We start from the raw sequence: 17,770 nt of genomic DNA, 5'->3' as shown, positions 1-17,770 counted from the left end.
TTTGCCCTTCAGTGACCCTGTTGCAGCACGGCGACGAAGAAGCCGTCAAGGCCGCCGCGCTCGGGCCAGAGGTCGGGGCTCAGACGCAGGCAGCCGGTTTCGGTCAGCCAGCCGGGCTCGAGTCCGGGGGCGCTGATCGGGGTGATCGTCAGCCCCGGATGACGGGCGAGCGCCGCGGTGATCTGCGCCTCGCCTTCTTCGGGCAGAAGCGAGCAGGTGGCATAGACAAGCCGCCCACCGGGGTTGAGCCAGCCGAGCGCCCGGTCAAGGAGCGCCGCCTGCAGTGCCACCAACTCCTTGATGCCGCTCGCGTCTTTCACGAAGGGCAGGTCCGGGTGGCGGCGAATCGTGCCGGTCGCCGAGCAGGGCGCATCGAGCAGGATCGCATCGAACGGCGCCTCGGGGGTCCAGTCGAGCGCATCGGCGGCGACGGTTTCGGCACGCATCCCGCAGCGGGTCAGGTTTTCTTCCAGCCGATCCAGGCGCGGCGCGGAGATGTCGAGCGCGGTGACCGTGGCGCCTGCCGTCAGCAGTTGCAGCGTCTTGCCGCCCGGCGCAGCGCACAGGTCGAGCACGCGCTCGCCCGGCTTTGCATTCAGCACCTTGGCGGGCAGGGCGGCGGCGGCATCCTGCACCCACCAGTCGCCCGTCTCGTAGCCCGGAAGTTCGGTGATCTGGCCGGTCTGTGCCAGACGCAGCGAGCCGGTGGGCAAAAGCTCGGCGCCCAGGTTTTCGGCCCAAGTTTCGGGATCGGCCTTCACCGACAGATCGGTGCGGGCGCCGGCCAGATGCGCGGCCTCCATCCGCATCACCGCGACCTTGCCGTAAGCGGACATCAGCCGCCCGCGCAGCCAGCCGGGCAGGGCGGGGGCATCGAGCCGCGCCCAGCGCTCGCTGTCGGCCGCGATCTTGCGCAGGACCGCGTTGATCAGCCCGGCGAAGCCCTCGGTCTTTTGCCCGCCGGATCGGGCGAGGGTGACCAGCGCATCGGTGACGCCATGCGGGGCTTCCTGCAGCGCGCAGATCTCGACCGTGCCAAGCCGCAGGAGCACATGCAGATCGGGCGGCGGCGCCTTGCGCAGATGCGGTTTCAGCATCGCATCGGCGCGGGACAGGTTGCGCAGCGTGGCAAGGGCGAGCCTTTGCGCCCGGGCGCGCTCGGGCGGTGCCAGCGCGGCCAGCTCGCCCGCCTGTTCGGCGAGCGTCAGCCGTTCCTGCAAAACGCCCGACAAAAGCGCCGCTGCCGCACGACGGGCCGGATCGATCGAAGCCATGGCGCTTTCCCTTGCTTGTTCCCGTGGATGGGGCGGCCTATATCAGGCCCGACCCGAAACGCAAAGCCGGAGGCCTTGATGAGCGAAGACGCCCCGAAGGATCTGCCCCCCGCCGCGATCCGCGCGCTGGCCGAGGCCGAGGAACGCCGCAAGGCCGCCAAGGCCGCGGAGCTGCCGAAGGAATTCGGCGGTCGCGATGGTCCCGAGCCCGTGCGCTTTGGCGATTGGGAGAAGAAGGGCATCGCCATCGACTTCTGAGCCGCCCTTGACCGGGCGTGGCGGCGGGGGAGGTCAGATCCCCAGCACGTCCAGCATGTCGTACTGGCCGGGCTTCTGGGTCTGACCCCAAAGCGCGGCCTTGAGTGCGCCGCGGGCGAAGATCGCGCGGTCGGTGGCGATGTGGCGCAGCACGATGCGCTCGCCCGCCGCGGCGAAGATCACGTCATGCTCGCCGACGATGTCGCCGCCGCGGATCGCCGAAAAGCCGATGGCTCCATGTTTGCGGGCGCCGGTGATGCCGTGCCGACCCGATTCGCTGTGGCCCTCGAGGTCGATGCCGCGGCCCTCGGCGGCGGCTTGGCCCAGCATCAGCGCCGTGCCCGAGGGGGCATCGACCTTGCGGTTGTGATGCGCCTCGACCACTTCGATGTCCCAATCGGCATCCAGCGCCTGCGCCACGGTCTTGGCGAGTTTCGTCAGCAGGTTCACGCCAAGGCTCATGTTGCCCGCGCGGATCTGCACCGAATGCCGCGAGGCGGGTTCAAGCGCCTCGATCTGTTCCCTCTCGAAACCGGTGGTGCCGATCACATGCACGGCGCGGGCCTGCGCGGCCAGCCGGGCGAAGTCGAGCGTCGCGGCGGGGGCGGTAAAGTCGATCACCGCCTGCGCTTTCGCAAAGGCTTCGAGCGGATCATCGGTGACGATCACGCCATTTTTCGCCCCGCCCAGAGCCTCGCCCAGATCGCGGCCGATCCAGTCATGGCCCGCGCGTTCGACCGCGCCGACGAGCCTGGCCTTGTCCGAGGCGCCGACCGTCGCGGCCAGCATCCGCCCCATGCGTCCCGAAATCCCCGTGATCACGATCCCCGGCAGGTCACTCATCTGTCTCTCCATGCGTTTCTCCCTTCCTAGCCCGCGGCTGCCCGCTTGGCAAAGCCCCGTTGCAGGCCCCGTTGCGGAATGGGCCCGAAAGCCCTATGTGCGGGACATGGCAAAGAACCGTTTCTCCTCGGGCGATGGCCCCTCGCAACGTCAGCTTCGCGTCGGCGAACTGATCCGGCGTACCCTTTCCGACGTGCTGTTGCGCGGCGATGTGCATGACCCGGACCTGAACAAGATCTCGATCACCGTGGGCGAGGTGCGGACCTCGCCGGATCTGAAGGTGGCGACGGTCTATGTGGCGCCTTTGGGGGGCACGCTGGGCGGCGAAACCGCCGAGGCGATGCTGGCCGCGCTGCGCCGTCATTCGGGCGAGCTGCGCCATCATGTGGCAAAAGCGATGACGCTGAAATATGCGCCCGACCTGCGCTTCCGGATGGACGAGACCTTCGACCGGCTCGACGAGACGCGGCGGCTGTTTTCCGATGAAACCGTGCAGCGCGATATTGCCGCGAAGGACGAAGACGAAGGTGATGAGGACTAAGCCGCTCTGGGCCCGGCTGTTTGCCGCCCTTGCGCTGATCGTGCCGCGGGTGGCGCTGGCCGCCGATCCCTGCCACACCGTCACCTTCGAGGACACGCCCTTCACCGTCTGCGAGGCGAAAGCCGGGCAGGATGTGCGGCTGTGGCTGAAGAATGATCAGGGCCAGTTGCTGGGCAATGCCGAGCGGGTCAAGGCCACGCTCGCCCCGGGCGAGCGGCTGGTTTTCGCGATGAATGCCGGCATGTATGCGCCCGACCGCGATCCGGCCGGGCTTTACATCGAAAATGGCGCCGAGCGGAAGCCGATCGTCACCCGCGAGGGGCCGGGCAATTTCGGCCTGCTGCCGAACGGGGTCTTCTGCGTGTCGGACACCTTTGCGGTGATCGAAAGCCGCGCCTTTGCCGCGGCGCCGCCCGCCTGCCGCTTTGCCACGCAATCGGGGCCGATGCTGGTGATCGACGGCGCGCTGCATCCGCGGTTCCTGCCCGACAGCACCTCGACCTATATCCGCAACGGCGTGGGGGTGTCGGCCGACGGGCTGACGGCCTGGTTCGTGATTGCCGACCGGCCGGTGACCTTCCACCGCTTTGCCCGGTTCTTTCGCGACAGCCTTGGCGCGCCGAATGCGCTGTATTTCGACGGCTCGATTTCGCGGCTGTTCGTGCCGTCGCAGGGCCGGGCCGATTTCGGCCTGCCGCTTGGTCCGATGGTCGGACTTGTCGCCCGCGATTGACCGACACGCCCCAAGGCGCTAGCACGCGAACCTGCATCAGGGAGTCGGTCATGGGTCGCAAGAAGGGTCGCGATATTTCGGGTTGGGTTGTCGTGGACAAACCCGCGGGGGTGACCTCGACCGCGGTTGTGGGCAAGGTGCGCTGGGCCTTCGACGCGAAGAAGGCGGGGCATGCGGGCACGCTCGACCCGGCCGCGACCGGCGTTCTGGCCGTGGCGCTGGGCGAGGCGACGAAGACCGTGCCCTTCATCACCGATGCGCTGAAGTGCTACCGGTTTCAGGTCCGCTTCGGCGCGGCGACGGCGACCGATGATGCCGAAGGCGCGATCATCGCCCGGTCCGACAGCCGCCCGACCGATGCCGAGATCGAAGCGGCGCTGACCGCGTTCCGCGGTGACATCCAGCAGGTGCCGCCGCAATATTCCGCGGTGAAGGTCGAGGGCGAGCGTGCCTATGATCTGGCCCGCGAAGGGGTCGGTATGGATCTGGCGGCGCGACCTTTGTGGGTTGAAAGCCTCGAGATGATTTCGCGCCCCGATGCCGACACGGTCGAACTTGAAATGGTCTGCGGCAAGGGCGGCTATGTCCGCGCCATCGCCCGCGATCTGGGGCAGGCTTTGGGCTGCCTTGGCCATGTGCTCTGGCTGCGCCGGGTCTGGTCCGGTCCCTTCGAGGCGGAAAAGGGCCTGAGCCTTGACGAGATCGACCGCATGGCGCGCTCGGGCGAGATCGACGCGCATCTGCTGCCGCTCGAACTTGGCCTCGACGATCTGCCCGAGGTCAAGGCCACCGTCGAAGGTGCGGTGCGGCTGAGCCACGGCAATCCGGGCCATGTCATCTGCTCGGGCGTCGATTTTGGCGCCGAGGTCTGGGTCAGCCACCACGGCCTTGCCATCGCCGTCGGCCGCTACATGGGTGGCGAGGTCCACCCCGACCGCGTCTTCAACCGGGTCGAGGCATGATCACCCGGACCCACGTCAAGGGCGATGCCCCCTCGGTGGCGGTCTATTCCGACTGCGAGGCCTATCGCTATCTGCTGACGCGGGTCTGGGACGACAGCCTGCCGCGCGCCTTGTTCGTGATGCTCAACCCCTCGACCGCGACCGAGGTGCAGAACGATCCGACGGTGGAGCGCTGCGAGCGCCGGGCGCGGGCTTTGGGTTTTGGCGCCTTCCGGGTGACGAACATCTTTGCCTATCGCGCCACCGATCCGCGCGCGATGCGGGCCGTGGCCGATCCGGTCGGGCCGGAGAACGACGCGGCGATCCGCGCCAGTCTGGACTGGGCGGGCGGCCCCGCGGATCGCATCGTCTGCGCCTGGGGCACGCATGGGGCGCATCTGGACCGTGGCGCGGCGGTCGCGCGCCTGCTGCGCGACTCGGGGCGCGATCTGCACCACCTTGGCCTGACGGCCGCGGGGGCGCCGAAACATCCGCTCTACATCGGCTATGCGCAGCCGCTGCAGCTCTGGAGCTGAGGCTCGGGCCCGTCTTCGCGATATGTTAACCAAGCCTTAAGAAAACAGCGGCGCGGCCTTGGCCGTGCCATGTTTTGCTTTTGTTCGACAGGCCCGTTTCGGCTATGCTCCGGCGGTAAAGCTGGGGTGTGCCATGTTGTTCCTGTCGGGGTTTCTGGGTCTTTTGATGGCGGGTCTTGCGGCCGGGGTGTCCCCCGTGTCTGGGGACGAGGACGACAGCGCCGAGAGTTCTGAGTCCGATGCTCCCGAAGAGACGTCCGAGGACGGCTCTCAGGCGCAGGATGACACGGCGACACCACCCGCACCTGACGACACGGCTGGCGACACGACCGAGGATGGCGCCGCCGACGACACCACCGACAGCGGCACCGAAACCACCCTGCCCGGCGATGAGCCCACGGACCCCGCCCCCTCGCCCGAGGCGACGGAGGGGAATGATATTCTCTGGGGCGATCTTTTCGGCGATGTGCTCGATGGTCAGGCCGGGGATGATCAGATCAATGGCTATGCGGGCGATGACACGGTTTCGGGGGATGCGGGCGACGACACCCTGCTCGGCGACGCAGGCGATGACAGTCTGGACGGCGGCACCGGCGATGACAGCCTGAACGGTGACTATGGCTCCGACACGCTGAGCGGCGATGCGGGCGATGACACGCTGGTGGCCTGTTTCGGGGACGACAGCCTGAGCGGCGGCGAGGGCGCGGATTCGCTCTTGGGCGGGGCCGGGGACGACAGTGTTTCGGGCGATGCCGGCGATGACAGTCTGGAAGGCAACGATGGCGATGACACCCTCGACGGCGGATCGGGCGAAGACGACCTGAGCGGCGGAAAGGGGGACGATCTGCTCATCGGGGTTGTTTCAGACGCCCAAAGCGGCAACACTGACACCGACGGGTTGGATTTCCTCAACGGTGGTGTGGGGGCTGATACATTTATCATGGGTACAGGTGATTGGGCCTCGGGTGGGGAGGATGGCGATCTGTTTGCGCTGGGCGAATGGATCGATCCCGACAGCCCCGCCACGATCACCGATTACGATGCGAGCGCCGATCAGATCGTCGTCGTCTATGATCCCGACAGCGGCGCGACGCCCGAGGTGACGCTGGAGCCGTCCGAGACCGAGGGCAATGTCTGGATCACGCTGAATGGCACGCGTCTGGCCGAGGTGGTCGATGCCGCCGATCTGCGCCCCGAGGATATCCTGCTGATCACCCCCGAGGAGTTCGGCGCCGCCTGATCCGGGCTTTTTCCTTTCCTTCTGGCGGTTTTTCCGCTAAGTGCCGCCATCCGCCGGATTCGGCGGAGCCTCCACGGGCCCTGCTGGACGACATCCCGGCTTGCGCCATCACCCTTTGAACAGGAGACCCCGATGTCGATCACCGTCGAAGAAAAGAACCGTCTGATCAAGGAATTCGCGACCAAGGAAGGCGACACCGGTTCGCCCGAAGTTCAGGTTGCGATCCTCAGCTCGCGCATCGCGACGCTGACCGAGCACTTCAAAGCCCACAAGAAAGACAACCACTCGCGTCGGGGTCTTTTGATGATGGTGGCCCAGCGCCGCAAGCTGCTCGACTATCTGAAGAAGAAAGAAGTGGCTCGCTACCAGTCGCTCATCGAGCGTCTCGGCCTGCGCCGCTGATCCTTTCGAGGTTCGGAAAACGAAACGCCTGTCGCGCAAGCGGCAGGCGTTTTGTTTTGGGATTTCGCCTCGGCGGCCCGTCGCGCAAGCCCTTGGCGGAGCAAGTCGAACCCGGGTTGCGGGGGCGAGTCAGGGGCGGGGTTTCGCGACTTTCACGCCGCAAGGATCTGTTGCCCGGGACGGTCTGGGTAAAAGATTATTTCGAAGGATCATTTTCGGTCGATCCGCGCGGATAACTTGCAACAATCTTGTCATGCCAAATTTGCAAACCTGCTGCAGCGTCAGAGGTAACCATATGAAATCGCGTGTATATTTACTTATGACGCAACGTCAGATTGGTTGATTTATGGGGTGGTTTCCGGTCAACTAAACTTACCGGAAGATCCAATCCGCCAGCCCCTCAGCGCCGAAAGTGCCGCGTCTGGTGATCCGGGTGCGATCCTCCCTCATCCGACCGTCAGGCCGCCAATCGGGCTTTGTGCCCGCGGGAAAGGACCGCTCCATGAATGCCATCACCGAAACTCCGATCCCTGCGGTCGCCGCCGATCCGTGGCACGGGTTCTCGGCCGGGGCTTGGCGCGACAGCATCGACCTGCGCGGCTTCATTCAGGAAAACTACACGCCCTTCCCCGGCGATGCGGGCTTTCTGGCCGGGCCGACGGCGCGGACGCAGAAGCTTTGGGCCGATGTCGCGGCACTGTTGAAGCTCGAGCGGGAAAAGGGCGTGCTGGATGTCTCGGCCGACCGGCCTTCGACGATCACCGCGCATGACGCAGGCTACATCGACCGCGAGGCCGAGCTGATCGTGGGCCTGCAGACCGATGCGCCGCTCAAGCGGGCGATCATGCCGAACGGCGGGCTGCGCATGGTCGAGACGGGGCTGAAGGCCTATGGTTTCACCCCGGATGCGACGGTGGCCGAGATCTGGACGAAATACCGCAAGAGCCACAATCAGGGGATTTTCGACACCTATTCCCCCGACATTCTGGCGGCGCGGAAATCGGGCGTGATCACCGGCCTGCCCGATGCCTATGGCCGCGGCCGGATCATCGGCGATTACCGGCGCGTGGCGCTGTATGGCATCGACCGGCTGAAGGCGGCGAAACTGGCCGAGTTTCATGCGCTGGATGACGCCGTTTTCGACGAAGACACCTTGCGGCTGCGCGAGGAGCTTTCGGAACAGTTCCGCGCGCTGGAAGAGCTGCGCGAGATGGCGCGGAAATACGGCATCGACCTGTCGGGTCCCGCGTCGACCGCGCGCGAGGCGGTGCAGGCGACCTACCTTGGCTATCTGGCGGCGGTGAAGGAACAGAACGGCGCGGCGATGTCGCTCGGCCGGGTCTCGACCTTCCTGGATGTCTATTTCGAACGCGATCTGGCGGCGGGGCTTCTGACCGAGGAAGCCGCGCAGGAGCTGATCGACGATCTGGTGATCAAGCTGCGGATCATCCGCTTCCTGCGCACGCCCGATTATGACGAGCTGTTTTCGGGCGATCCCACCTGGGTCACCGAAGCCATCGGCGGCATGAGCGAAGACGGCCGGACGCTGGTGTCGAAGACCTCGTTCCGGGTGCTGCAGACGCTTTACAACCTTGGCCCGGCGCCCGAGCCGAACCTGACCGTGCTTTGGTCGGTCAGTCTGCCGCGCGGCTTCAAGGCGTTCTGTGCCAAGGTGTCCAAGGATACCTCGGCCATTCAATACGAGAACGACGATCTGATGCGGCCGAAATGGGGCGACGATTACGGCATCGCCTGCTGTGTGTCGGCGATGCGGATCGGCAAGCAGATGCAGTTCTTCGGCGCGCGGGCGAACCTCGCCAAGGCGCTGCTCTATGCGATCAACGGCGGCGTCGATGAAAAGTCGGGGGCGCTGGTCGCCAAGGGGCTGACGCCGATCACCGGTGATGTGCTCGACTATGACGAGGTGCAGGCCAAGTTCGATCTGGCGATGGATTGGCTGGCGCGGACCTATGTCAAGGCGCTGAACGCGATCCACTACATGCACGACAAATACGCCTATGAGCGGATCGAGATGGCGCTGCATGACCGCGATATCCTGCGCACGATGGCGACGGGGATTGCGGGGCTCTCGATCGTTGCCGACAGTCTTTCGGCGATCAAGCACGCCAAGGTCCGGGTCATTCGCAACGACGCCGGTCTTGCCATCGATTACGCGATCGAGGGCGACTATCCGGCCTTTGGCAACAACGATGACCGCGTGGACGAGATCGCCGTCGCCGTGACCGAGGCCTTCATGGCCAAGATCGCCGCGCAGCCGCATTTCTATCGCAACGCGATGCCGACGCAGTCGATCCTGACGATCACCTCGAACGTCGTTTACGGCAAGAAGACCGGCAACACCCCCGATGGCCGCCGCGCCGGTGAACCCTTCGCCCCGGGGGCCAACCCGATGAACGGACGCGACAAGAAAGGGTTTGTCGCCGCTGGCGCTTCGGTCGCGAAGCTGCCCTATGAAGCCGCGCTCGATGGCGTCTCGTGGACCGCCTCGGCCACGCCCGGTTCGATGGGCCATACCGAGGCCGAGCAGGTGACGAACCTTGCCAATTGCCTTGACGGGTTCTGCGGCGCGGGGGGCTTCCACGTCAACGTCAACATGCTGACGCGCGAGATGCTGGAAGATGCGATGGACCACCCCGAGGCCTATCCGCAGCTGACCGTGCGCGTCTCGGGCTATGCGGTGAACTTCGTCAAGCTGACGCGGGCGCAGCAGCTTGACGTGATCAGCCGCACCTTCCACGCGAACATGTGAGGCGCGATGACGTTCCTGACGCCGCATCCCGGGTTCGACACCTTTTGCGATCCGCATGAGGCCGCCTGTCACGGCTTCCTGCATTCGCTCGAATCCGGGGCGGCGGTCGACGGGCCGGGAATGCGCTTCGTGTTCTTCCTGTCGGGCTGTCAGTTCCGCTGTCTGTACTGCCACAACCCCGACACCTGGAAGCTGCATGCCGGGCGTCGGGTCGCGGTCGAGGATTTGCTGGCCGAGGTTGCCCCCTTGGCCAGCTTCCTCAAATTCGCGGGCGGGGTGACCTTTTCGGGCGGCGAGCCGATGATGCAGGCGGCCTTTGTCAACGCGACCGCCCGGGCGCTGAAGGACCGCTTCGGGCTGCATATTGCGCTCGATACGCAGGGCCATCTGCATGACCGCGTGAGCGACGACTGGTTCGATCCGATTGACCTCGTGATGCTCGACATCAAGCATATCGATCCGGCGCGGCATCTGGCGCTGACGGCGCAGCCCTTGCAGCCGACGCTCGATTGCGCCGATCGGATGGTGCGGCTCGGCAAGACCATGCGCATCCGCTACGTTCTGGTGCCCGGCTGGACCGACGCCCCGGACGAGATCGCCCGCATGGCTGATCACGTTGCGGGGCTGGGCCGTGCGGTCGAGCTGGTCGAGGTGCTGCCCTTCCATCAGCTTGGCGCCTCGAAATGGGCGATGCTCGGCCATCCCTATGCTTTGGCCGAAACCCCGACGCCCGCGCCGGAAGTGGCCGAGGCGGCGCGGGCGGTGTTTCGCGCCCGGGGCCTTGTCGCCTGTTAGAGCTTACTCGTTCGCGTCGCGCAGGATGCGCCCGTGCTTGCGCACCTCGGTCAGCACCGCGCCGAAGGTGGTCAGCCCGCGCGCCTTCAGCGCCGGCAGCAGCCGCAGGAAGGCATCGGCCGTGGCGATCGTGTCACCGATGGCGGTATGGCGGGCCTCTTCGGGGATGGTGATGCCCAGCCGATGCGTCAGCGCGTCAAGGCTGTGACTTTCGGACGGGCCAAAGATCACCGCCGACAAAAGCACCGTATCCAGCACCGGATTGTCGAAATTCTTGCCGATCAACAGTTCCTTGCGGCGCAGGAATTCCATGTCGAAGGGGGCGTTATGGGCGACCAGAACCGCCCCTTCGGCGAATTTGTGAAACCGCCGCCCGACCTCGGCGATCGGCGGGGCCTCGGTCACCATCGCATCGGTGATGCCGTGAATCACCGTCGAGGCCTCGGGGATATGCCGCCCGGGGTTCACCAGCGTGTCGAAAACCTCGGTGGCGACGCGCCGCCCGTTGACGATCCGCACCGCCGCGATCTGCACGATCTCGTCGCCCTCGGTCGGCAGAAGCCCCGTCGTCTCGGTGTCGAAGACGACGAAGGTCAGCTTGTCGAGCGGCGTTTCGGCAAAGGCGCTTTCCTTGCCGCGCCCGAGCAGGTCGAAATCATAGACCACCTTGCGCGGCACCGGACGCGGCCCGTTGCCGATCCGCCGCGCTTCGCGCAGCGGAAGGCAGAGCCGGTGCCGCCCCTCGTGCAGCCGCTCGGGCCAAAGGTCGGTCGCATGGACCGAGAGCACCCGCCGCCCGGTCACATCCGGAATGCCGACATCAAGCGGCTCGGTCAGCCAGCCGTCGAGTTCGGCAATCGCCACCGCCTCGCCGCGCCATTCCAGCGCCAATAGCGCCCCCGCCCCTTCCTCCAGCACCTCGAGCCGCTTTTCGAGCCGGCTCGCGCCCAGACGGCGCACCAGATGCGCGATCAGCGCCACCATCTCGAAGCCCTCGATCCGCAGCATCAGAGGTGCGGTCACCGGCAGCAGATCGCCATTGCCCTCGGCCGCGACGCGGGCCTGCACGGCGGCACCGAAATCCGAGGCGCGGATCATCGCGAGCGGCCACCAATCGGCCCGCATCGCCTCGTGGCGTTCGAAAAGCGTATGGATCGCATGGGAAAGACTGCCCGCCTCGGCCCGGGCGGCGCCGCGCAACTGCGCGCGGGCCTGCGGTTCGGTCGGGCCGTCATCGGCGATCAGCACCCCGGTCAGCGATTGCAGCGCGGCGGCCGGACGACGGATGCGGTCGAAAAGCTCGTCCATCAGCGCCTCGCGCCCGGCATGGGCGCGCATGTCGGCCGACACATCGCGCAGCGTCAGCACATAGCCCGCATTGCGCACCACATGGTGATCCTCGCCCTCGGAAATCAGCCGCATCCGCGCGGCCAAGGTGCGGCCATCGGCAACAGTGGCGCAGAGCAGATCCGAGGCCGCATCGGGATCGGCCGTCGCCAGAAGCCGCGCATAGGCATGCTGGATCGGCGCCGGGTTGAGAAAATCGAAGACGCGCCGATCGAGGCCCGGCGCATGGGTGCCGCCCAGCAGATCGACCGCCTGACCGTTGTAAAAGACCAGCGCATGATCGGCGGTGCACAGAAGCACCCCCACCGGCACGTCCGAGAGCAGCGTTTCCAGCCGTTCCTTTTCGCGCGCAAGCCGCGTGGTTTCCCGCTGCACCGATTCCGTCAGCGCCGAGCGGGTCTCGTTCAGGTTTTGCGCAATCGCGGCCGCGGCGGGGGCCAGATCGCCCAGATAGCGGCCGGGCAGCTGATCCAGCGCGCTTTCGACCGAGGTCTGCGTGCGGGCGCGGATCGAGCCCGCCAGCCGCTCGATCGGCTTGGCCAGGTTCGCATCGAACAGAAACCAGACCGCCGCGATCAGGCCAAGGATCGCCAGACCTGCAACCGAACCTCCGACGACGAAGCCATCCAGCGCTTCGGGGCGGCCCAGCTTGTGAAACCCGAAGATCAGACCCGCGACGAGGGCGGCCAGATTGCCGAAGGCCAGCGCGGCGAAGAACAGGAAGATCCGCAGCCGCAGGCTGAGCCGGGTCAGGTCCATCACGCCCCCTCCGCATCGAGCAGCCGGTGCAACTCGTCGCGCAACTCCTTCAACTCGAACGGCTTGGCGATGAAGCCATCGGCGCCCAGGGCCAGCGCCTTGCGCCGCTCCAGCGCCGAGCCGCGGGCGGTCATCATCACGATCCGCACGTCGGACAGCGCGCCATCGGCCCGGACCTCCTGACAGATCTCGTAGCCCGAGACTTCGGGCAGCATCACGTCGAGCAGCACCAGATCCGGGTGGTCGGCGCGGATGCGATCGACCGCGCCCAGACCCGTGTCCATGCGCGTGTGATCCAGCCCCTCGCGGCCCAGAAGATAGTCGAGCGCGATGGCGATATTGTCCTCGTCTTCGACGATCAGCACCCGCCTTCTGCGGCCGCTTTGCCCGTTCATTCCGTCCTCCCGCGCAGGCCGCGCTTCATCTCAGGTCACCACGGCCTTGCTGTGCCCCACCGCCGATTGCATCGTGCGGACCACCACGAAGGCGTCGCGCAGATGCGAGCGTTCAAAGTCGCTCATGTCGGAAGGCGCAAGGAAATTGTCGGGCGCACGCCCGAGCTTGATCAGCGTCACCTGATTTTCAAGCCGGGTGGCGGCGATCAGGTCATAGGCCTCGATCAGGTCGCGCGCATCATTGGCCGAGATCACCCCGGCCTCTTCCGCCGCCTTCAGCCGGGCGCGGGTATTGGCAAGGCCAAGCCGACCCTTCAGCGCATAGACCCGCGCCAGATCGATCACCGGCACCACCCCGTTCATCTTCAGATCGATGTGGTTGCGGTGCTCGCCCGAGCGGATCGTGGCAAAGCCGCGCAACAGGCCCAAGGGCGGCGTGTGCTTGAGCGAATTCGCCAGCATGTTCGAAATGAAGATCGGGCTGTGCGAGGCCAGCCGCAGGGTTTCTTCCTGCAGCGCGGCGAACAGGTCGGCGCCATTGCCGCCGATCGGGCGCAGGTCGAACATCACCGAAGCCAGCATCTGCGCCTCGGGGTTCGGCGTGTCGATCCAGTCGTGGAAATAGCCGCGCCAGACCTTGAGCGGCTGGCACCAGCGCTCGGCCGTCGCCATCATGTCGCCCGGGCAATAGACGTAACCGCAGGCATTCAGCCCGTCGCAGACGATCTTCGCCAGCGCGCGGAAGAAAGCCATGTCCTCGGGTGTCGCGCGGTCATCGACGATGATGCAATTGTCCTGATCCGAGACGCCGGTCTGTTCCTGCCGCCCTTGGCTGCCACAGGCCAGCCACAGATAGGGCACGGGCGGGGGCCCGAGTTCGCGCTCGGCCATCACCAGCAGGCGCCGGGTGACGGCATCGGCGATATCGGTGATCAGCCGGGTCACGACGTCATGGGCGTGATGGGCGCCGACCAGTTGCAGCAGCAGTTGCGGGATGCGGGCGGTGACGGCGGTCATCTCGTCAAGCGTCTCGGCCGAAACCACGTCGCGGATCAGCACCGCCGAGGAGACGGCCTGAAACCGCGTCAGATCGGTCTGCGTGATCATGCCGACGAAGCGGCCCGCTTCGGTGATCGGCAGATGGCCGATGCGCTTTTCCAGCATGATATGCAGGATGTCCGAGCCAAGCGCCGTGGGCGGCAGGCTGATCGGATCGGGGGTCATCACCGCGGCCACCGGCGTCTGCGGCGGCTGGCCATCGGCGAGGATCTTGTTCGACAGATCGCGCTGCGTGACGATGCCCAGAAGCTTCTCGTCGCCCTCGACCACGCCCAGTGACGAGACATGGGCATCGCGCATCATCCGCGCGGCCTCAATCGCGGGGGTGCCCGGCGCGCAGGAGAGCGGCTTTCTGGCGATCAGATCGGCCACCTTCTGCGTCGCGATATCGGTCGAGACCTTCTCGCCGCGCTTGCGGTTGAAGAACCGCTCAAACGCCGGATAGGTCTCGATCAGCCGCTTGAAGGTGGGGGTGGGCAGCACAAGGCAGACGGTCTGCGCCGTCGCCCGGGCCTGCGTCGCGGCCAGACCGTCGCGCAAAAGCCCGCGTTCGCCAAACGAGTTGCGCGGACCGAGCAGCGAGACGAGCCCGCCATTGCCATCGGTGATTTCGACCGCGCCCTGCTTGATCAGGTACAGCCCGCCAAGGGGGGTCTGATAGACGTAGATCAGCGCCTCGGGGCGGAATTCCATGCGGCGAAAGGAACTGGCCACGTCGGTCAGCTCGTCACGCGGCAGGGAATCGTAGGGATGCACGGTTTCCAGAAAGGCGATGATGGCCTGACGATCGGTGTCCATGATGTCTCCTGCGATCAGGGGGAGGCCCGCCCGCCGACTTCGAAACCGGTTTGGCGGAGGGGCCGAGGGAGAACGGGCGGGGCATGACCCCCGCCCGCCTTGATCAGTGCGCCGAAGCTTCCGCAGCGCCGATGCCGGTTTCCGAACGGACTTCCTGCGCCAGGTAGCCGTCACGATCCTGATCGCCACGGCGGCTCTTGTCGGTGATCGAGAAGAGCCAGATGCTGACGAAGGCGAGAGTCATCGAGAACAGCGCCGGCGAGGTGTAGGGGAACGGAGCCGAGCCCTTTTCAAAGCCGAGCGTCACTTCCCAGACCGAGGGCGAGATGACGGTCAGGCCGACCGAGACGATCAGACCGATCGCGCCGCCGATGACCGCACCGCGGGTCGTCATGCCCTTCCACAGAAGCGACATGAAGAGCACCGGGAAGTTCGCCGAAGCCGCGATGGCGAAGGCCAGCGACACCATGAAGGCGATGTTCTGCTTTTCGAACGCCAGACCCAGAACCACCGCGACGAGGCCGAGGCAGATCGTGGTGATGCGCGAGACCCGCAGTTCCGACGCGCTGTCGGCCTTGCCGTTCTTGACCACGGTCGCATAGAGGTCATGCGACACCGCCGAAGCCCCCGAGAGCGTCAGACCGGCGACCACGGCGAGGATCGTGGCGAAAGCCACCGCCGAGATGAAGCCGAGGAAGACGTTGCCGCCGACGGCTTGCGCCAGATGGATCGCGGCCATGTTGTTGCCGCCCACCAGCGCCAGAGCGCCTTTGGCATCATGGGTGATCAGGTTCGGGTTGGTCAGCACGTAGACGATCGCGCCGAAGCCGATGATGAAGGTCAGCATGTAGAAGTAGCCGATCCAGACGGTCGCCCACATCACCGACTTGCGCGCTTCCTTGGCCGAGGGAACGGTGAAGAAACGCATCAGGATATGCGGCAGACCGGCGGTGCCGAACATCAGCGCCATGCCGAAGGAGATCGCCGAGATCGGGTCTTTCACGAAGGTGCCCGGGCCCATGATCGCGATCCCGGCCTTGGCGGCTTCCTCGGGCGTCTTGCCGTCGGCGGTCGCAAGGGCGGTCTTCACCTGCACGGATTCGGCGAACAGGCTTTCAAGGCTGAAGCCGTAATGCGCCATCACCATCAGCGCCATGAAGGTCGCGCCGCCAAGCAGCAAACAGGCCTTGATGATCTGCACCCAGGTGGTCGCGGTCATGCCGCCGAACAGCACGTAGACCATCATCAGGATGCCCACGATGATCACGGCGTAGAAGTAGTCGAGACCGAAGAGCAGCTCGATGAGCTGGCCCGCGCCGACCATCTGCGCGATCAGGTAGAAGGCCACGACGACAAGCGTCGACATCGCGGCGAAGACCCGCACCGGGGTTTGCGCGAAGCGGAAGGCCGCCACGTCGGCGAAGGTGAACTTGCCGAGGTTGCGCAGGCGCTCCGCCATCAGGAAGGTCAGGATCGGCCAGCCCACAAGGAAGCCGATCGAGTAGATCAGCCCGTCGAAGCCCTGCATCATCACGGCCGCGGAAATCCCGAGGAACGAGGCCGCCGACATGTAGTCGCCCGCGATCGCCAGACCGTTCTGGAAGCCGGTGATGCCGCCGCCGGCGGTGTAGAAGTCGGCTGCCGATTTCGTCTTCGCCGCCGCCCATTTCGTGATGAAGAGCGTCATCACGACGAAGAAGCCGAACATGCCGATGGCGGTCCAGTTCGTGGCCTGTTTCTCGACCGTGCCTTCCAGCGTGCCCACGGCCATCGCGAAGCCGGGGACCATGGCAAAGCCGGTTGCCGCCGTCAGGCGGGTCAGGGTGGTGATCCGGCTCATTTCAGCACCTCGCGCTTCACTTGGGCCGTCAGGTCGTCATATTCGCGGTTGGCGCGGGTCACGTAGATCGCGGTCACGATGATGGTGAAAAGGATCACGCCGAAGCCGACCGGAATCCCCCAGGTCATCACGCCCTCGCCCATCGGAATGGCGAGCAGGTCCTTGCGGAAGGCGATGACGGTAATGAAGCCGTAATAGACAAGCAGCATCGCGATGGTCAGCGTCCAGCCAAAGCGCAGGCGCTTGCCGCGCAGCGCCTTGTAGGACGGGCTGTTCGCGATGCGTTCAAGCATCGAGTCTTGCATGGTGATCTTCCTCCTCGTTGTATCGTCGCTGACCCGGCTTTGCGCGCGGTGTCAGTGTTTGCTCCCTGTCGGCGGTGATGGGCGGAACATCTCCCCGTCCGCCCGCCGCCTTTCAGTGTCTGGATGCCGCCCGACCAGGCTGGTCGCAGGCCGCCCCCGTCAGGCCGTCACGTCCTCTACGATCGACCCGAGTGCGCCTGCGACGGTATCGATGCCGTCCATCGCATCGACCGAGCGCAGGACGCCCATGCCCCGGTAATGGGCGATGAGCGGTGCCGTCTGCGCGTGATAGGCTTCAAGCCTTGCCCGCGCGGTCTCGGCGGTGTCGTCGGCGCGGCGTTTGAAAGCCACCCCGCCGCATTTGTCACAGCAGCCCGAAACGGCGGGTTGCTTGAAACTGTCATGGTAGCCCTCGCCGCAGGCGGCGCAGGTGAAGCGACCGGCGACGCGGGCGATCATCGCCTCGTCATCGACGTCAAGGCTGACAGCCGCGGTGACCTTCTGCCCCGAGGCGGCCAGCAGCGCATCGAGCGCCGCCGCCTGCCCCGCGGTGCGGGGAAACCCGTCAAGGATCACCCCGGCGGTCACATCCGGCTCGGCCATGCGGTCTTGCAGGATCGCCAGCACGATCTCGTCGCTGACGAGCCCGCCCGCTTCCATCACGGTCTTCGCCGCAAGGCCCGCAGGTGTGCCCGCGGCGACGGCCGCGCGCAGAAGATCGCCGGTTGAAAGCTGGATCAGGCCGAAGCGCTCTTCCAGCATCCGGGCTTGCGTGCCCTTGCCGGCCCCGGGGGGGCCAAGCAGGATCAGCACGGCGGGGGTGGTCACGGTGTCCATGCTCACGCCCGGTTCATTCTGTTGTCGATGAGTTCCTGGACGACGCCGGGATCGGCGAGGGTGGAGATGTCGCCCAGCGCGCCATAGTCGTTCTCGG

The 17,770-nt window shown here is 66.1% G+C and carries 17 protein-coding genes; 9 read left to right on the top strand and 8 right to left on the bottom strand.

Going from position 1 to position 17,770, the window contains the following annotated elements; genetic code table 11:
* Positions 1-8 precede the first annotated feature (8 nt).
* The gene (locus tag C8J30_RS03355) at positions 9-1,274 is read right to left on the bottom strand and encodes an RsmB/NOP family class I SAM-dependent RNA methyltransferase (RefSeq protein WP_110804326.1); all 1,266 of its coding nucleotides are present in this window, start codon (positions 1,272-1,274) and stop codon (positions 9-11) included.
* 78 nt (positions 1,275-1,352) lie between these two features.
* Here C8J30_RS03355 and C8J30_RS03350 point away from each other — a divergent pair, with 78 nt between their 5' ends.
* Positions 1,353-1,532 carry a DUF1674 domain-containing protein gene (locus C8J30_RS03350; protein ID WP_055209120.1) on the top strand — a complete coding sequence of 60 codons (180 nt, stop codon included), beginning with the start codon at positions 1,353-1,355 and terminating at the stop codon, positions 1,530-1,532.
* A gap of 33 nt (positions 1,533-1,565) precedes the next feature.
* Here C8J30_RS03350 and dapB read toward each other — a convergent pair whose 3' ends face one another.
* The gene (gene dapB, locus C8J30_RS03345) at positions 1,566-2,375 is read right to left on the bottom strand and encodes a 4-hydroxy-tetrahydrodipicolinate reductase (protein ID WP_110804325.1); all 810 of its coding nucleotides are present in this window, start codon (positions 2,373-2,375) and stop codon (positions 1,566-1,568) included.
* 106 nt (positions 2,376-2,481) lie between these two features.
* Between dapB and rbfA the strand changes: the two genes are divergently transcribed.
* The 8 genes from rbfA to pflA all read left to right on the top strand — a co-directional run bounded on the left by rbfA (position 2,482) and on the right by pflA (position 10,333).
* Positions 2,482-2,916 (top strand): 30S ribosome-binding factor RbfA, encoded by a 435-nt coding sequence (gene rbfA / locus C8J30_RS03340; protein WP_110804324.1) that lies wholly within the window; start codon positions 2,482-2,484, stop codon positions 2,914-2,916.
* Entirely contained in the window at positions 2,906-3,649 is a 744-nt protein-coding gene (locus C8J30_RS03335) for a phosphodiester glycosidase family protein (protein WP_110804323.1), read from the top strand. Before rbfA ends, C8J30_RS03335 begins: the two co-directional genes overlap by 11 nt.
* A 50-nt stretch (positions 3,650-3,699) precedes the next feature.
* The gene (gene truB / locus C8J30_RS03330) at positions 3,700-4,611 is read left to right on the top strand and encodes a tRNA pseudouridine(55) synthase TruB (protein ID WP_110804322.1); all 912 of its coding nucleotides are present in this window, start codon (positions 3,700-3,702) and stop codon (positions 4,609-4,611) included.
* Positions 4,608-5,126: a DUF1643 domain-containing protein gene (locus C8J30_RS03325; protein WP_110804321.1), complete on the top strand. Its 519-nt coding sequence runs from the start codon at positions 4,608-4,610 to the stop codon at positions 5,124-5,126. Before truB ends, C8J30_RS03325 begins: the two co-directional genes overlap by 4 nt.
* Positions 5,127-5,259: 133 nt before the next feature.
* Positions 5,260-6,366, top strand: a complete 1,107-nt coding sequence (locus C8J30_RS03320; protein WP_110804320.1) for a calcium-binding protein — start codon at positions 5,260-5,262, stop codon at positions 6,364-6,366.
* 132 nt (positions 6,367-6,498) lie between these two features.
* The gene (gene rpsO / locus C8J30_RS03315; protein ID WP_110804319.1) at positions 6,499-6,768 is read left to right on the top strand and encodes a 30S ribosomal protein S15; all 270 of its coding nucleotides are present in this window, start codon (positions 6,499-6,501) and stop codon (positions 6,766-6,768) included.
* A gap of 502 nt (positions 6,769-7,270) precedes the next feature.
* On the top strand, positions 7,271-9,538 hold the full coding sequence (pflB, locus tag C8J30_RS03310) for a formate C-acetyltransferase (protein ID WP_110804318.1): 2,268 nt from the start codon (positions 7,271-7,273) through the stop codon (positions 9,536-9,538).
* A 6-nt stretch (positions 9,539-9,544) separates the two neighbouring features.
* Positions 9,545-10,333, top strand: a complete 789-nt coding sequence (pflA, locus tag C8J30_RS03305) for a pyruvate formate-lyase-activating protein (RefSeq protein ID WP_110804317.1) — start codon at positions 9,545-9,547, stop codon at positions 10,331-10,333.
* A gap of 3 nt (positions 10,334-10,336) precedes the next feature.
* Here pflA and C8J30_RS03300 read toward each other — a convergent pair whose 3' ends face one another.
* From C8J30_RS03300 to C8J30_RS03275, 6 genes are all read right to left on the bottom strand, one after another.
* Complete coding sequence (locus C8J30_RS03300; protein ID WP_110804316.1) at positions 10,337-12,439, bottom strand: 3'-5' exonuclease; 2,103 nt, start codon at positions 12,437-12,439, stop codon at positions 10,337-10,339.
* Positions 12,439-12,834 carry a response regulator gene (locus C8J30_RS03295; protein ID WP_110804315.1) on the bottom strand — a complete coding sequence of 132 codons (396 nt, stop codon included), beginning with the start codon at positions 12,832-12,834 and terminating at the stop codon, positions 12,439-12,441. The genes C8J30_RS03300 and C8J30_RS03295 overlap by 1 nt, the downstream gene beginning before the upstream one ends.
* Positions 12,835-12,864: 30 nt before the next feature.
* Positions 12,865-14,691 carry a DUF294 nucleotidyltransferase-like domain-containing protein gene (locus C8J30_RS03290; RefSeq protein WP_110804314.1) on the bottom strand — a complete coding sequence of 609 codons (1,827 nt, stop codon included), beginning with the start codon at positions 14,689-14,691 and terminating at the stop codon, positions 12,865-12,867.
* A gap of 103 nt (positions 14,692-14,794) precedes the next feature.
* The gene (locus tag C8J30_RS03285) at positions 14,795-16,531 is read right to left on the bottom strand and encodes a cation acetate symporter (protein ID WP_110804313.1); all 1,737 of its coding nucleotides are present in this window, start codon (positions 16,529-16,531) and stop codon (positions 14,795-14,797) included.
* Positions 16,528-16,836 carry a DUF485 domain-containing protein gene (locus C8J30_RS03280; protein WP_110804312.1) on the bottom strand — a complete coding sequence of 103 codons (309 nt, stop codon included), beginning with the start codon at positions 16,834-16,836 and terminating at the stop codon, positions 16,528-16,530. The genes C8J30_RS03285 and C8J30_RS03280 overlap by 4 nt, the downstream gene beginning before the upstream one ends.
* A 159-nt stretch (positions 16,837-16,995) precedes the next feature.
* Positions 16,996-17,673 carry an adenylate kinase gene (locus C8J30_RS03275; protein WP_110804311.1) on the bottom strand — a complete coding sequence of 226 codons (678 nt, stop codon included), beginning with the start codon at positions 17,671-17,673 and terminating at the stop codon, positions 16,996-16,998.
* Positions 17,674-17,770 lie beyond the last annotated feature (97 nt).

The organism is Rhodobacter viridis (assembly GCF_003217355.1).
Taxonomy (GTDB): domain Bacteria; phylum Pseudomonadota; class Alphaproteobacteria; order Rhodobacterales; family Rhodobacteraceae; genus Rhodobacter; species Rhodobacter viridis.
The sequence above is the reverse complement of the archived record's forward strand: the minus strand, read 5'-3'. Positions and strand labels throughout refer to the sequence as shown.

What these genes read in the sequence shown, in the direction of transcription:
- C8J30_RS03355 (WP_110804326.1), bottom strand. Translation starts at nt 1,274, where the DNA reads ATGGCTTCGATCGATCCGGCCCGTCGTGCGGCAGCGGCGCTTTTGTCG.
- C8J30_RS03350 (WP_055209120.1), top strand. Translation starts at nt 1,353, where the DNA reads ATGAGCGAAGACGCCCCGAAGGATCTGCCCCCCGCCGCGATCCGCGCG.
- dapB (WP_110804325.1), bottom strand. Translation starts at nt 2,375, where the DNA reads ATGAGTGACCTGCCGGGGATCGTGATCACGGGGATTTCGGGACGCATG.
- rbfA (WP_110804324.1), top strand. Translation starts at nt 2,482, where the DNA reads ATGGCAAAGAACCGTTTCTCCTCGGGCGATGGCCCCTCGCAACGTCAG.
- C8J30_RS03335 (WP_110804323.1), top strand. Translation starts at nt 2,906, where the DNA reads ATGAGGACTAAGCCGCTCTGGGCCCGGCTGTTTGCCGCCCTTGCGCTG.
- truB (WP_110804322.1), top strand. Translation starts at nt 3,700, where the DNA reads ATGGGTCGCAAGAAGGGTCGCGATATTTCGGGTTGGGTTGTCGTGGAC.
- C8J30_RS03325 (WP_110804321.1), top strand. Translation starts at nt 4,608, where the DNA reads ATGATCACCCGGACCCACGTCAAGGGCGATGCCCCCTCGGTGGCGGTC.
- C8J30_RS03320 (WP_110804320.1), top strand. Translation starts at nt 5,260, where the DNA reads ATGTTGTTCCTGTCGGGGTTTCTGGGTCTTTTGATGGCGGGTCTTGCG.
- rpsO (WP_110804319.1), top strand. Translation starts at nt 6,499, where the DNA reads ATGTCGATCACCGTCGAAGAAAAGAACCGTCTGATCAAGGAATTCGCG.
- pflB (WP_110804318.1), top strand. Translation starts at nt 7,271, where the DNA reads ATGAATGCCATCACCGAAACTCCGATCCCTGCGGTCGCCGCCGATCCG.
- pflA (WP_110804317.1), top strand. Translation starts at nt 9,545, where the DNA reads ATGACGTTCCTGACGCCGCATCCCGGGTTCGACACCTTTTGCGATCCG.
- C8J30_RS03300 (WP_110804316.1), bottom strand. Translation starts at nt 12,439, where the DNA reads ATGGACCTGACCCGGCTCAGCCTGCGGCTGCGGATCTTCCTGTTCTTC.
- C8J30_RS03295 (WP_110804315.1), bottom strand. Translation starts at nt 12,834, where the DNA reads ATGAACGGGCAAAGCGGCCGCAGAAGGCGGGTGCTGATCGTCGAAGAC.
- C8J30_RS03290 (WP_110804314.1), bottom strand. Translation starts at nt 14,691, where the DNA reads ATGGACACCGATCGTCAGGCCATCATCGCCTTTCTGGAAACCGTGCAT.
- C8J30_RS03285 (WP_110804313.1), bottom strand. Translation starts at nt 16,531, where the DNA reads ATGAGCCGGATCACCACCCTGACCCGCCTGACGGCGGCAACCGGCTTT.
- C8J30_RS03280 (WP_110804312.1), bottom strand. Translation starts at nt 16,836, where the DNA reads ATGCAAGACTCGATGCTTGAACGCATCGCGAACAGCCCGTCCTACAAG.
- C8J30_RS03275 (WP_110804311.1), bottom strand. Translation starts at nt 17,673, where the DNA reads ATGGACACCGTGACCACCCCCGCCGTGCTGATCCTGCTTGGCCCCCCC.